The organism is Streptomyces endophyticus (genome assembly GCF_035798155.1).
Classification (GTDB): domain Bacteria; phylum Actinomycetota; class Actinomycetes; order Streptomycetales; family Streptomycetaceae; genus Streptomyces; species Streptomyces endophyticus.
Window position 1 is genome coordinate 26,502 of the sequence record NZ_JAOZYC010000147.1, and the last position, 13,679, is coordinate 40,180.

The window sequence follows — 13,679 nt, forward strand, 5'->3', positions numbered from 1 at the left end:
TTCCTCATGGCTCAGGACATCGGTCACGGGAACCCGCCCGCGGGTCCCACGATCGAAGCGCCCGAACTGCGGAAGGTCAGCGCCGGATACATCGCGTGGATGGCGGTCGGCAACTTCGGCGCCTCGCTCGCGCTGATGGTCCCGTTGTCGTACTCGCTCGCCGTGCGCGTCTCCGAACTCGTGCCCGGGCGCGAGGAGTTGCTCGGCTATGTCACCGGGTCCGCGCAGTTCGTCTATCTGGTACTCAGCCCGCTGATCGGGCTGTGCAGCGACCGCACGCGCTCGCGGCTCGGGCGCCGGACACCGTTCATGCTGCTCGGCGCGGTCCTCGGCATCGTCTCGCTGCTCGGGATCGCCGTCGCGCCGAGCGTGCTCCTCGTGGGGCTCGCGTGGGTCGTCGGCATGGTGGGCTGGTCAACGGCGGGCCAGGCCATCCAGAACGTCCAGGCGGACCGCGTGCCCGAGGAGCAGCGGGGCCGGGTGGCGGCGCTGACCAGCGTCTCTCAGCAGATCGCTCCGGTGGTGGGGATCGGCGTCGCGTACGCGGTGGCGTCGAGCACGCTCCTTGTGTTCCTGGTGCCGGGGCTCGTCGGGGCGGCGCTCCTCGTCCTGTTCCCGGTCTTCAGGCCGGAGGGTGACTCGCGTGCGCTCGTGCACACCACGAGCGCTCTGACGGTGCGGAGCCTGATCGCCAGCTACGGCTTCAGTCCCCGCAAGTACCCCGACTTCGGCTGGAACTGGCTCGGTCGCTTCATCTTCTTCATGGGCCTGTACTTCAACACCACCTTCGGCACCTTCTTCTACGCGCAGCGGCTCGACCTCCCGGTCAAGGAGGTCGCCGGGGTGGTGGCGTCCATCGGGGTCATCGGGGTGCTCGCGGCCACCGGAGGCGCGATCGCGGGCGGTTTCCTCTCGGACAAGCTGGGCCGGCGGAAACTCTTCACCTTCATCGGGGCCACCATCTTCGTGGCCGGTGCCTGCACCGAGGCGTTCGCCCATTCGATGCCCCAGCTCATCGTGGGCGCCGTGCTGATGCAGCTCGCGATCGCGGTGTTCGCCGCCGTCGACCAGGCCATCGTGTTCGCGATCCTCCCGGACCGTGCGCAGGCGGGCCGTTATCTCGCGGTCGTGGCGTTCGCGCAGAAGATCCCGAGCGCCCTCGCCCCGCTGATCGCGCCGCTCGTCATCACCATCGGCGCCTCGGGCGGCGAGAAGAACTACACACTGCTCTATCTGACCGGGGCGGTGTTCGCGTTCGCCGGCGGCCTGATCATCTTCACCAAGGTCAAGTCGGTCCGCTAGGGCCCTAGCAACCTTCGAGTGCACCAAGGAAGTTCATGAACGACGCTCCGTACGACCTGTGCATCGACAGCGGCGGCGACCAGTTCCCGGTGTCCGGGCCCGCGCCCCGGCTGTCGTGGAAGCCGCCGACGGGCGCCTGCCTCCCCACTCGCTACGCGCTCGAGTGCGCCGTCGACGGCGAGGCCAGGACCTCACTCACGCTTGGCCATCACCTGTTCGTGCCCTGGCCCTGGGGCGACCTGCGCAGTGGGCAGCGGGTGGCCTGGCAGGTGCGGGCGGCCGAAGGTGCCTGGTCGCCGTGGCACCGCTTCGAGGTCGGGCTCCTGGACACGGACTGGCGGGCGCGCTGGATCTCCCCGGCCGAGTCCCCGGTCGACCCCGGCTACGGCAGGCGCCCTGCCCACACCCTCTCCTGCGCCTTCGAGGCCCTGCCGGGTGTCCGCTCGGCGCGCCTCTACGCGACCGCCCTCGGCGTCTACGAGGCGTACCTCAACGGCGAGCGGGCCGGCACCGCCGAGCTCTCCCCCGGCTCCACCTCGTACGACAGAACGCTGCACGCCCAGGCCTCGGACGTCACGCCGTCCGTCCGCGCGGGCGCCAACCGCATAGAACTCGTCCTCTCCGACGGCTGGTACCGGGGGCAGGTCGGCGCGTTTCGGCAGCCGGCGGGCTGGGGCACGGTGCTCGGTGCGCGCGCCGAGCTGCACCTCGCGTACGAGGACGGGACGCGCCAGGTGGTCCGTACCGGCGAGTCCTGGACGTGCTCGCCCTCCGCCGTCACCCGCGCCGACCTCATGGACGGCCAGACCACGGACTTCGGTGTCCGGCCGGAGCCCGCGCGCCCGGTCCTCGTCGACCGGGTCGTGGCTCCCCCGGTCACCTGGTCGCCCGCGCCGCCCGTGCGTGTCGTCGCGTCGCGGCCCGCCCAGTCGGTCAAGCAGGTGGAGGACGGCCTGTGGATCGCCGACTTCGGGCAGAACGCCTCCGGGTGGCTCGCGCTGAGCGACCTCGGCCCGGCCGGTACGCGCACGGTGATCGACCACGGCGAACACCTCGGCGCCGACGGTGACCTGTCGACCCGTCACCTCGACTCGTTCATGCCGGGCGAGGACCTGGCGCAGTTCGTCCAGTGCGACGAGGTGGTGTCCGCGGGCCGCCCCGGGGAAATCTTCGAGCCGCGCCACACCGTGCACGGCTTCCGGTACGCGCGCATCCGCAGGGACGGCGCCGCCCCGCTCGACCCGACGAGCCTGACCATGCGCGTCGTCCACACCGACCTGCGCCGCACCGGCACCTTCGCGTGCAGCGACGAGGACCTGGGCCGGCTGCACGCGCTGGCCGACTGGAGCTTTCGCGGCAACGCCGTCGACGTGCCCACCGACTGCCCGACCCGCGAACGCCTCGGCTGGACCGGCGACTACCTGGTGTTCGCGCCGACCGCGACGCGCCTCTACGACGTCCTTGGCTTCAGCCGCAAGTGGCTGCGCTCGGTCCGCGACGACCAGCTGGACGACGGTCGCATCGCCAACTTCTCGCCCGACGGCCGCCGCATCAAGCACCACCTCGACGACCGGTTCGCGATGATGACGGGCTCGGCGGGCTGGGGCGACGCGATCGTCGCGGTGCCGTGGGAGCTGTACGAAGCCTACGGCGACCGGGAGGTGCTCGCGGAGAACTGGGACGCGATGACGCGCTGGGTCGAGTGGGCGCTCACCACCGCCCACACCGTGCGCCACCCGTCCCGCGTCGAACGCTCGGCGGAGCCGCTGCCGCACGAGCGGTACCTGTGGGACGGCTCCTTCCACTGGGGTGAGTGGACCGAGCCGAAGAAGAAGGGGCCCGACGGCATCCCCGTCGACCCGATCAAGGTCGACCCGGCCGGCTGGTTCATGGCCGACAAGGGCGAGGTCGGCACGGCGTTCCTGTACCGCTCGACGTCGACGCTCGCGCGCGTGGCGGAGGTCCTCGGCCGTACGCAGGAGGCCGCGCGGTACGCCGCGAGTGCCGAGCGGATCCGTGCCGCCTGGCGTACCGAGTACCTCACGGCCGACGGGCGCACCTGCGGTGACACCCAGGCGGGCTACGTACGGGCGCTGTCCCTCGGCCTCGTCCCCGACGAGTTGCGCGCGACGGCCGCCGAGCGCCTGGTGTCGCTGATCCGGTCCGCCGGCACCCACCTCGGCACCGGGTTCCTGGCCACCGGCGATCTGCTCCCGGTGCTGTGCGACGCCGGCCACGCCGATGTCGCGTACGAGCTGCTCCTCCAGCGCACCGCGCCGTCCTGGCTGTATCTGCTGGACCGGGGTGCCACGACGATCTGGGAGGACTGGGAGGGCGTCGACGAGAGCGGCGAGGCGCACGATTCGCTGAACCACTACAGCAAGGGCGCCGTGGTCCGCTTCCTGCACACCCACACACTCGGCCTTCGCCAGGCGCCGGGTTCGGTGGCCTGGGAGTCCTTCGAGGTGGCGCCCGTCCCGCACGCCTCGCTCACGTGGGCGCGCGGCACGCACGAGTCCCCGTACGGCACCATCGGCGTCGAATGGCATCTGAGTGGTGGCCAGTTGACGCTCACAGTCGACGTCCCACCGGGCACGACCGCGCGTGTGGTGTTCCCGGACGGGACCGCCCGCACGGTGCCGCCGGGAAGGTTCGAGGGCAACGCGCCGTGGAACGCTTCCGTACGTATGTCGAGGTGATGTGCCCGATTCTCTACGGCGTCGAGCGCATCATGACCGTGCACCCGCCGAACAGGGTGGCGATTAGGGTCTGCATGCCCCACGCCGCGCGGAGACGGCACGCGTCCGACCAGTGACTGAGCCCCGCGGTCGGCACCGAGAGCCCGCACTCAACGCTCCCTGCTCCGCACGTGAAGATCGTCGTACGCCTCGTCGGGACCCACCACGCAACGCGCGTTGCCCTGCATAAATGGGCCACCGGCGGCGGGGACAACGGAAGCGAACTGGAGTACAACTGAGAGAACGTGAATTCCGAAGGCTCACGTGGCGATGGACATCGGCGTCCAGGAGCAATCCAGCCAGTGGGTCGGCGCGGACGGCATCGAGCCCCACTCGTTCCAGCCTGCCGATACCGGTACCCGAGAGCAGCATTTCCACGCACGACGACGCCCGCGCATCGACTGCAGGCAAGCGGCCCGCCGCACCGCCCAGCAGCCTCAAGCAAAGGGGGACATCATGCAGATCTCCGTACCCGACGTCTCGACCCGGACCGTCACCGAACTGATCTCGCTGACCGGTCGACGCGCCCTCGTGACCGGTGCGGGCCGCGGCCTCGGGCTCGCCATCGCCCAGCGCCTGTCCGAGGCGGGCGCGGACGTGGCGGTCACCGACGTTGACGAGCAACTCGCGCTGAAGGCAGCGGAATCACTGCCGGGGCGTACGTTGCCGCTGCAGCTGGACGTCACCGACCCCGACAGCGTGTCCGCGGGCGCCGACCGCACGGTGCGGGAGTGGGGCGGGATCGACATCTGGGTCAACAACGCGGGGATCTTCCCCGCCACTCCCGCCCTGGAGATGCCCACGCAGACCTGGGACGAGGTGTTCGCCGTGAACGCGCGGGGCGTCTTCCTCGGCGCTCGGGAGGCCGCGCGCCGGATGAGCGAGGCGGGGCACGGAGGTGTCGTCGTCAACGTGGTGTCCACCGCCGGATTCCGGGGGACGGGGCCGGGACTCGCCGCGTACGTCGCGTCGAAGCACGCCGCGCGCGGAGTCACCCGGCAACTCGCCCTGGAATTCGCCCCGATGGGCATCCGCGTGCTCGGCGTCGCGCCGACGTTCGTCCCCACCGAGGGAAGTCTCGCGGTCGCCGGGGCCTCCGATCCCGAAACGGCCGAGCACCTCATGTCCGTCATGCAGCCGAGCACACTGGGCCGCCTCGGCGTCCCCGACGACGTCGCCCGCATCGTCCTCTTCGCCGTGAGCGACCTGGCGGCCTTCATGACGGGGAGCACGCTCCTCGCGGACGCCGGCGACACGGCCTGACGGACCCACAGACGGCCAGGGGGCAACAGGGCGCCCCGGAGTCACCCGCCGTGTTCCCCCAGGCGCGGCGGCGCCCCGTACGACGGTTCGTATCCGGCGACGTGGACAGGGCTGCCGACCAGGCGATAGTCGCCCGCCCGGACAACGGCGCCGGGCGTGCGCTCCAAGGCCTCGGGCAGCGTACGGACCGCGGCGGCCGGGACGTGCAAGGGCCGTAGCCGCGCCTCCCAGCCCTGCGCCGTATCCCCGGCGAGGGCCTTCGTGACGGCCGCGATCACATCGTCCCGGTGCGCCGCCCGGCCCGCCATGGTGGCGAACGCGGGCTCGTCGATACCGGCCTCGGTGGCGAAGGCCCGCCAGAAGCCGTCGTGTGTGACGAACAGCGCCAAGTGGCCCTCTGCCGTGGGGAACAGCTGGGCCGGTACGTAGTAGGCGTGGGCGCCGCCCGGTGTACGGCGGGGGACGGTGCCCTCGTTGAGGTAGGCGGCGGCGCGGTAGTTGAGCTGGGAGAGCAGGACGTCGCGCAGGCTCACGTCGACCTGTCCGCCGCGCCCCGACACGATCTGCGCGAGCAGCCCCAACGCGGCGGTCATGCCTGCCGAGTTGTCGGCGGACGAGTAGCCGGGGAGCATCGGCGGGCCTTCCGGGTCGCCGGTCAGGGCGGCGATGCCGGTGGCGGCCTGGACGACGTAGTCGAAGGCGGGGTCGTCGCCCGCCTCCATGCCGTAGCCGGTGAGGGCGACGCAGACGAGACGGTCGTTGTACGCCTTCAGGTCATCGTAGGTCAGTCCGCAGCGGCGGATCGCCGACGGCTTGAGGTTCACGAGCAACGCATGGGCATCAAGCACGAGTTGATGGAGCCGCTCCTGGCCCGCGTCAGTCGTCAGGTCCACTCGGATGCTGCGTTTTCCGCGGTTGAGGCTCGCGAAGTACGCGTCGGACACCTGACGGGACAGGTCGCCGCCGGGTGGCTCCAGCTTCGTCACCTCCGCACCCAGGTCGGCCAGGAGCATCGTCGCGTAGGGGCCCGCGAGGATGTGCCCGACCTCCAGGATGCGGATACCGGCGAGTGGTCCGGCGTTCACCGCAGCTCCGCGGCGATCGCCGCCACCGTTTCGCGGGTGCGGCGCTTGGACGCGACCAGTTCCTCGCGTCCCTCGCCGATCGGCAGGAGACGTACTGACAGATCGGTGACGCCCGCGTCGGCGAACCGCTGGAAACGGGCCTTGATCGACGCCTCGTCGCCGGCGGCGCACAGGTCGCCGACGTCACGGGCGTCGCCGTACGCCAGCAGACGCTGGTAGTTGGGCGAGATCTCGGCCTCACCGAGAATGCGGTTGGCGCGCTCGCGCGCGGCGTCCACCTCGTTGGGCCGGCACAGGCAGACGGGGATGCCGGCGACGATGCGCGGCGCGGGGCGTCCGGCCTCCTGGGCAGCCTTGGTGATGCGGGGCACGACGTGGTCGGCGACGGAGCGTTCGTCGGCCATCCACAGCACGGTCCCGTCGGCCCGCTCCCCCGCGACGCGCAGCATGACCGGGCCGAGCGCGGCGAGCAGGACCGGCAGCGGGGCGACCGGGGCGAGGCCGAGCGGGTTGTGGACGGTGAAGGTGTCGTTCTCGACGTCGACCGAACTGTTGCCGCTGACGGCCGAGTTGAGGACGTCGAGGTAGTCGCGCGTGTACGCGGCGGGTTTCTCGTAGGGCAGCCCGAGCATGTCGCGCACGATCCAGTGGTGCGAGGCGCCGACCCCGAGCGCGAGCCGCCCCTGGGCCGCCGCGTGCACGGAGAGTGCCTGGCGGGCCAGGGCGATGGGGTGCTGGGCGTGCACCGGTACGACGGCCGTGCCCAGTTCGATGCGCGAGGTCACCGAGCCCATCAGTGCGATGGCCGTCAACGCGTCGAAGTCCGTGGGCACTTGGGGCACCCACACCGTGTCGAATCCGGCCTCCTCGGCCCAGCGCACATCGTCGAGCATGCGGGCTGCCTTGCGTGCGCTGTCGCCCCGCTCGGGGCCTGACATCACTCCGATACGCATACGGGGGCTCCTCACGAACGGTCTGCGGTCAGCTTGCGGATGTCGGCCACGATGTGGTCGAGCGGGGTGCCGGTCGGGTAGACGGCGGTGGCGCCCGCCTTCTTCAGGCGCCGGATGTCGCCAGCCGGGATGGAGCCACCCACGACCACCGCGATGTCCTCGGCGTGCGCGGCCCGCAGCGCCTCGACGGTGCGGGCGGTCAGCGCGATGTGGGCGCCGGAGAGGATGCTCAGGCCGACCACGGCCACGTCCTCCTGCACGGCGGTCGCGGCGATGTCGGTGACGCGCTGCCGGATTCCGGTGAACACGACCTCGAAGCCGTTGTCCCGCAGCGCCCGCGCGACGATCTTCGCGCCGCGGTCGTGCCCGTCGAGTCCGGGCTTGGCGATCAGGACTCGGGCGCCGGATGCGGTGGCCATCAGAACACCACCGGTTGCCGGAACTCGCCCCACACCGCGCGCAGCACGTCGGACATCTCGCCCACGGTGCAGTAGGCGGCGGCGCAGTCGACGAGCGGGCCCATGAGGTTGACGTCCGGGGCGTCGGCGGCACGCCTCAGCTCACCCAGTGTGCGCCGCACTTCGGCCGCGCTGCGCTCGTGCTTCACCCGGGCGAGCCGCTTCAGCTGCCGCTCGCGCCCCTCGGCGTCGAGTTCGTACGTGGCCAGGTCGGGCGGCGTCTCGTCGGCGGTGAACCGGTTGACGCCGACGACGGGCCTGGCACCAGATTCGATGTCCTGGTGGGCCCGGTACGCCTCGTCGGCGATGAGCCCTTGCAGATAGCCGTCCTCGATGGCACGGACCATGCCGCCGTGCCGCTCCAGGTCGTCCATGATCTCGACGACGCGCTCCTCGGTGGCGTCGGTGAGGGCTTCCACGAAGTACGAACCTCCCAGCGGGTCGGCGACCGCCGCGGCGCCCGTCTCGTACGCGAGCACCTGCTGGGTGCGCAGCGCGAGCGTCGCGGACTCCTCGCTGGGCAGCGCGAACGGCTCGTCCCAGGCCGCGGTGAACATGGACTGCACGCCGCCGAGGACGGAGGCGAGTGCCTCGTAGGCGACGCGTACGGTGTTGTTGCGGGCCTGCGGCGCGTACAGGGAGGCGCCTCCGGCGACGCAGCCGAAGCGGAACATGCACGCCTTGTCGGTCTCGGCGCCGAAGCGTTCGCGCACGATGGTCGCCCAACGCCTGCGTCCGGCGCGGTACTTGGCGATCTCTTCGAAGAAGTCGCCGTGCGTGTAGAAGAAGAACGAGATCTGCGGGGCGAACTGATCGATCGTCATGCGGCCGCGTTCAAGGACCGTCTCGCAGTACGTGACTCCGTCGGCGAGGGTGAACGCCATCTCCTGGACGGCGTTGGCCCCGGCGTCGCGGAAGTGAGCACCGGCGACGGAGATCGCGTTGAAGCGCGGGACCTGTTCGGCGCAGAACTCGATGGTGTCGGCGATCAGGCGGAGCGAGGGCTCGGGCGGCCAGATCCAGGTGCCGCGCGAGGCGTACTCCTTGAGGATGTCGTTCTGGATCGTGCCGGTGAGCTTGGCACGCGGGATGCCGCGCTTCTCGGCGGCGGCCACGTACAGCGCGAGCAGGATCGCCGCCGTGCCGTTGATGGTGAAGCTGGTACTGATCCGGTCGAGCGGGAGGTCCTCGAAAAGCAGCTCGACGTCGGCGAGGCTGTCGACCGCGACCCCGACCCGGCCCACCTCGTCGGCGTACTCCGGGTCGTCGGAGTCGTAGCCGCACTGGGTGGGCAGGTCGAGCGCCACGGACAGGCCCGTCGAGCCCTGGTCGAGGAGGTAGCGGTAGCGGCGGTTGGACTCCTCGGCGGTGCCGAAGCCGGAGTACTGGCGGCGGGTCCACAGGCGGCCGCGGTATCCGGTCGGGTAGTTACCGCGGGTGAAGGGGTACGCACCCGGGTCCGGCGGTGTGTCGGGGGCGTCGGCCGGGGTGTAGACAGGTTGGAGGGGGAGGCCGGACGGGGTGTGCGCGGGGTCGTCTGTCATGGGTGTCGCGGCTCCTCCTCGGGCCGGCCGGCGGTCAGCTGGTCCTTGAGGACCTTGCCTGTGGCGCCCAGCGGCAGTGCGTCACGGAACTCGATGTGTCGCGGCACCTTGAACCCGGCCATGCGCTCGCGGCTCCAGCCGATGAGGTCCTCGGCGCTCACCCGCTCCCGTGCCACCACGTACGCCTTGCCGACCTGCCCCATGCGTGCGTCGGGCACGCCGATGACGGCTGCCTGGGCGACGGCGGGGTGTTCGAGGAGGAAGCCCTCGATCTCGGCCGGGTAGGCGTTGAAGCCGCCGACGATGAACATGTCCTTCTTGCGTCCGACGATCTTCAGCCGGCCTTCCGCGTCGAGCTCCCCCAGGTCGCCGGTGTGCAGCCAGCCGTCGGGGTCGATGGTCTCCGCGGTGGCGGCGGGGTCGTCGAGGTAGCCCTTCATCACGGCGTAGCCGCGCACGAGGACCTCGCCGTCGTCGGCGATGCGCACCTCGAAGCCCTCGCAGGGGCGGCCGACGGTGGTGGCGACGGCCTCGTACGGGTCGCCGGGCCGGGAGGCGGTGACGGTGCCCGCCTCGGTCAGTCCGTATCCGGTCATCAGGTGCTGGAAGGGCAGTTCGGTGGTGACGCGCCGCACCAGCTCGACCGGGATGTCCGCGGACCCGGTGACCGCGACGCGCAGCGAGGACAGATCACGCCCTGCCGGTGCGGCGAGCAGTGAGTGGTAGAGGGTGGGCGGCCCCGGCAGGACGGTCACGCGCTCGCGCTCGACCAGGTCGAGCACCACGTCCGTGTCGAACACGGGGACCGGCAGCATGGTGGCTCCGCGCAGGAACGAAGCGACCAGGCCCGCTTTGTAGCCGAAGATGTGGAAGTACGGGTTGACCATGAGATAGCGGTCGCCCTGCCGCAGCCCGGCCAGGTCGCACCACTCGTCGTACAGGCGCAGGGTCTGCCCGTGGGTGGTCATGACGCCCTTGGAGCGGCCCGTGGTGCCGGACGTGAACACGATGTCGGCGATGTCGTCCTCGTCCAGGGCGCCCACCTCGCGCTCGTACGCGCTGCCGGAGGCGAGGAAGCCGGACGTCACATCGATCACGGGTACGCCCTCGGGCCCGGTGAACTCCCGGTCCAGGAAGCCGTTGTGGACGAGCAGCGCCCTGGCTCCGCTGCGGCGCACGATGTCGTGCGCCTCGGCGTCCTTGAAGCGTGTGTTCACGGGGACGAGGACGCCCCCGGCCGCCGTGAGCCCGAAGGCGGCGACGATCCAGTCGGCGGAGTTGGGCGCCCACAGCGCCACCCGGTCGCCCTTGCGGATGCCGAGTTCGTGGGCGTAGGCGCCGGCGGCGGCCCGTATCCGGTCGGCGAGTTCGCCGAACGTGAGGCGCAGGTCTCCGTCGACCACGGCCTCCGCGTCGCCGAAACGGTCGGCGGCGCTGAGCGCCATCTCGGGGATGCTGCGCCACTTCAAAGCGCCGTCGACACTGGCGCCGTTGACGCTCATGGGGCCATCAGGCGGGCCAGGTTGCCGCCCATCACCTTGGCCTTGTCGGTCTCGTCGAGCTTGCCGAGGAAGTCGACGTAGCTGACCGGGTCGGCGAGCCCCTCCGGGTGCGGGTAGTCGGAGCCGAACAGGACCCGCTCGATGCCGATGAGGTCACCGAGGGCGGCCATGTCCTCCTCCCAGAACGGGCTGATGTGGATGTGCCGCTTGAAGACCTCGACCGGGTCCTCCTGAAATTCGTGCGGCATCTTCTTGTACACATCGGCGAGCCGGCCGAGCACGGGCTCCACCCACGACGCGCCCTGCTCGATCACCGCGACCTTCAGCGCCGGGAACCGGGAGAGCATGCCGTGACAGATCATCGACGCCACCGCGTCCTCGACGGGCCGCCACTCCGCCACCTGCCGGAACGCGTTGGGCTTGAAGGGCAGGAACTCGCGGGTGCCGCCCTCCCAGTCGTTGGCGTAGTTCGAGTAACCACTGTCGGAGGAGTGGAAGGTGACGAGCACCCCGAGCTCCTGCACCCGCTTCCAGAACGGGTCGAACTCCGGCAGCGCGAAGGAGCGGGTGACACCACCGGGACCCGGCACGGGAGCGGGGCGGACCAGGATCGCGCGGGCGCCGCGCTCCACCACCCAGTTCAGCTCATCGATCGCCTTGTCCACGAACGGCAGGGTGATCACGGGGACGGTGAAGATGCGGTCCTTGTGGACGAAGCCCCAGGTCTCGTGCAGCCACTCGTTGAGCGCGTGGATGACCGCGTGGATGAGCTCCGGGTCGTCCTTCATGCGCTCCTCGATGAGGCTCGCGAGCGTCGGGAACATCAGGGAGCGCTGGATGCCGAGGTCGTCCAGGAGTTCCAGGCGGGGGCCCGGTTCGCGGAACGCAGGGATGGCGCGCATCGGTTCCCCGAAGATCTCCCGGCGGGTCTTCCCATCCGGGTTGCCGACCCTGAAGTACTCCTCCATCGCGCCGGGCCGGGCGACGACGTCGAAGGTCGGGTTCGGAATGTACTCGCTGATCTGCCCGCGGATCGCGATCTTCGTACGGCCGCGGACGTCGACGTATTCGATGGCACCGTCGTACTGCTTCGGGAGGTACTTGGTCAGCGCTTCCCGAGTCTCGTAGAGGTGGTTGTCCGCGTCGAAGAGCGGATAGGGCAGGGTGCGCGAAGGCATGGAATCCTCCTTAGCCGATAGTGAGAATACTATTCTCACCGAGGAAGCGAGGCAATGTCCTTCCGCAGCACGAACTTCTTCACCTTGCCGCTGGCGGTGCGCGGGAACTCCTCGACGCCGTGCACCTCCTGCGGCCACTTCTGCCGGGCGATCCCGGCGCGCTCGAAGTGCCCCCGCAGCTCCGACAGTTCCGGGACGGGCCGGCCCGGCAGCATGCGCAGCACGGCGGCCGCGTGCTCACCGAGCCGGGCGTCGGGCGCGGCGACCACGGCGGCCTCCGCGACGCCGGCCACGCCGAGCAGCACCTCCTCGACCTCCAGGGCGCTGATGTTCTCGCCGCCCCGGATGATCACGTCCGCCTTGCGGTCGGTAATGGACAGGCAGCCGTCCGCGTCGACCTCCCCGATGTCGCCCGTGCGGTACCAACCCTCCGCATCGAAGGCCGACTTGGTGAGCTCGGCGTCGGTGTAGCCGAGGCAGAGGTCGGGGCCGCGGGTGAGGATCTCACCGTCGTCGTCGAGTCGCAGTTCCACCCCGTCCAGCGGGGTGCCGTCGGTATGCAGCCGGACGCGGGCGGGGCCGTCGTGCGGGGCCCAGGTGACGGAGGGGTGCTCGGTGGACCCGTAGGAGCGGAACGCCGTGATGCCAAGGCCCTCCAGACGGGTCGTCACGGCCGAGGGGACGGCGGAGCCGCCCAGGCCCGCGTACTTGAGGCGGGCAACGTGCGCCGGGGTGCAGTCGGGGTGGTCGAGCAGGCTGGTCATGTAGTATGTCGCTCCCCCGCCGACGACCAGGTTCTCGCGGGCGATGAGGTCGAGCGCCTGGGCCGGGTCCCATACGTCGCCGAGATTGATGGGCGAGCCGTCGAGCACGGGGATCAGGAAGGCGTTGGCCATTCCGATGAAGTGGCCGACGGGCGCCACCGTGAGCTGCCTGCCCCGGTCCGGCGGGTAGGCGGCGGAGAGCTGGCGCGTCTCGCACAGCAGGGTCTGGTCACTGTGCACCACGCCCTTGGGGTCGCGGGTGGTCCCGGAAGTGAAGGCGATCAGGGCGGGCGCGGCCGGGTCCGTGGGCAGGAAGCCCTCCATCGGCTCGTCGGCGAGGAGGTCGTCGAAGTCGCGGCCGACCACGCCGACGATCGGTACGCCGGCGCTGAGTTCGGCCTGGAACTCCTGGCGACCGAAGCGCTCGGCGGCGAAGAAGGCGCTCGGCCGGGTGGAGCGCAGGATGTAGCCGACCTCCTTGGGCCCGTAGAAGTGCACGATCGGGACGACCACCGCGCCGAGCAGCGCCGAGGCCCAGAACACGGCAGCCGCCTCCATCCAGTTGGGCAGCTGGAACGCGACGACGTCACCGGGGCCGACGCCGCGCTCGCGCAGCCCGGCCGCGAGCCGTCTCGCCGTGCGCTCCACGTCGCCGAAGGTTCCGGACCAGGGGCGTACGCGGGAGTGCACCCTGAACTCGCAGCCGGGGGCAGCCCGCAGACGTTCCGTCAGGATCTCGCCGAGGGTTTCGCGGGTCCACCAGCCCTCCGCTTCGTAGCGCTGGATCAGCTCCGGCGGGATCGTCCTGAGCGCGGTGACCGGGATCGTCGGCATGGAAGAAACCAACCTCCTCGTGGCATACACCTGTACACACTGAGCACGTACGAGAATT

General features: G+C 70.8%; 10 protein-coding genes. 3 read left to right on the forward strand and 7 right to left on the reverse strand.

Features of this window, described 5'->3' with window-relative positions:
• Positions 1 to 6: 6 nt before the first annotated feature.
• From OKJ99_RS28360 to OKJ99_RS28370, 3 genes are all read left to right on the forward strand, one after another.
• Entirely contained in the window at positions 7 to 1,302 is a 1,296-nt protein-coding gene (locus OKJ99_RS28360; protein WP_326020594.1) for an MFS transporter, read from the forward strand.
• Positions 1,303 to 1,337: 35 nt separating this feature from the next.
• A complete protein-coding gene (locus OKJ99_RS28365) occupies positions 1,338 to 4,001 on the forward strand; it encodes a family 78 glycoside hydrolase catalytic domain (RefSeq protein WP_326020595.1) in 2,664 nt (887 codons plus the stop codon).
• Positions 4,002 to 4,496: 495 nt separating this feature from the next.
• The gene (locus tag OKJ99_RS28370; RefSeq protein WP_326020597.1) at positions 4,497 to 5,303 is read left to right on the forward strand and encodes an SDR family NAD(P)-dependent oxidoreductase; all 807 of its coding nucleotides are present in this window, start codon (positions 4,497 to 4,499) and stop codon (positions 5,301 to 5,303) included.
• Positions 5,304 to 5,344: 41 nt separating this feature from the next.
• Here the strand turns inward: OKJ99_RS28370 and OKJ99_RS28375 are convergent, their stop codons facing one another.
• The 7 genes from OKJ99_RS28375 to OKJ99_RS28405 are packed head-to-tail and all read right to left on the reverse strand — an operon-like array spanning position 5,345 to position 13,621.
• On the reverse strand, positions 5,345 to 6,388 hold the full coding sequence (locus OKJ99_RS28375) for a CaiB/BaiF CoA transferase family protein (protein ID WP_326020599.1): 1,044 nt from the start codon (positions 6,386 to 6,388) through the stop codon (positions 5,345 to 5,347).
• Entirely contained in the window at positions 6,385 to 7,341 is a 957-nt protein-coding gene (locus OKJ99_RS28380) for an LLM class F420-dependent oxidoreductase (protein ID WP_326020600.1), read from the reverse strand. Before OKJ99_RS28380 ends, OKJ99_RS28375 begins: the two co-directional genes overlap by 4 nt.
• Positions 7,342 to 7,352: 11 nt before the next feature.
• A complete protein-coding gene (locus OKJ99_RS28385; protein ID WP_326020601.1) occupies positions 7,353 to 7,760 on the reverse strand; it encodes a cobalamin B12-binding domain-containing protein in 408 nt (135 codons plus the stop codon).
• The gene (locus OKJ99_RS28390; RefSeq protein ID WP_326020603.1) at positions 7,760 to 9,343 is read right to left on the reverse strand and encodes a methylmalonyl-CoA mutase family protein; all 1,584 of its coding nucleotides are present in this window, start codon (positions 9,341 to 9,343) and stop codon (positions 7,760 to 7,762) included. Before OKJ99_RS28390 ends, OKJ99_RS28385 begins: the two co-directional genes overlap by 1 nt.
• Positions 9,340 to 10,845, reverse strand: a complete 1,506-nt coding sequence (locus OKJ99_RS28395; RefSeq protein ID WP_326020605.1) for a FadD3 family acyl-CoA ligase — start codon at positions 10,843 to 10,845, stop codon at positions 9,340 to 9,342. Before OKJ99_RS28395 ends, OKJ99_RS28390 begins: the two co-directional genes overlap by 4 nt.
• Positions 10,842 to 12,023: an amidohydrolase family protein gene (locus tag OKJ99_RS28400; protein WP_326020606.1), complete on the reverse strand. Its 1,182-nt coding sequence runs from the start codon at positions 12,021 to 12,023 to the stop codon at positions 10,842 to 10,844. The genes OKJ99_RS28395 and OKJ99_RS28400 overlap by 4 nt, the downstream gene beginning before the upstream one ends.
• A gap of 35 nt (positions 12,024 to 12,058) precedes the next feature.
• Entirely contained in the window at positions 12,059 to 13,621 is a 1,563-nt protein-coding gene (locus OKJ99_RS28405; protein WP_326020608.1) for an AMP-binding protein, read from the reverse strand.
• Positions 13,622 to 13,679 lie beyond the last annotated feature (58 nt).

What these genes read in the sequence shown, in the direction of transcription:
- OKJ99_RS28360 (WP_326020594.1), top strand. Translation starts at nt 7, where the DNA reads ATGGCTCAGGACATCGGTCACGGGAACCCGCCCGCGGGTCCCACGATC.
- OKJ99_RS28365 (WP_326020595.1), top strand. Translation starts at nt 1,338, where the DNA reads ATGAACGACGCTCCGTACGACCTGTGCATCGACAGCGGCGGCGACCAG.
- OKJ99_RS28370 (WP_326020597.1), top strand. Translation starts at nt 4,497, where the DNA reads ATGCAGATCTCCGTACCCGACGTCTCGACCCGGACCGTCACCGAACTG.
- OKJ99_RS28380 (WP_326020600.1), bottom strand. Translation starts at nt 7,341, where the DNA reads ATGCGTATCGGAGTGATGTCAGGCCCCGAGCGGGGCGACAGCGCACGC.
- OKJ99_RS28385 (WP_326020601.1), bottom strand. Translation starts at nt 7,760, where the DNA reads ATGGCCACCGCATCCGGCGCCCGAGTCCTGATCGCCAAGCCCGGACTC.
- OKJ99_RS28390 (WP_326020603.1), bottom strand. Translation starts at nt 9,343, where the DNA reads ATGACAGACGACCCCGCGCACACCCCGTCCGGCCTCCCCCTCCAACCT.
- OKJ99_RS28395 (WP_326020605.1), bottom strand. Translation starts at nt 10,845, where the DNA reads ATGAGCGTCAACGGCGCCAGTGTCGACGGCGCTTTGAAGTGGCGCAGC.
- OKJ99_RS28400 (WP_326020606.1), bottom strand. Translation starts at nt 12,023, where the DNA reads ATGCCTTCGCGCACCCTGCCCTATCCGCTCTTCGACGCGGACAACCAC.
- OKJ99_RS28405 (WP_326020608.1), bottom strand. Translation starts at nt 13,621, where the DNA reads ATGCCGACGATCCCGGTCACCGCGCTCAGGACGATCCCGCCGGAGCTG.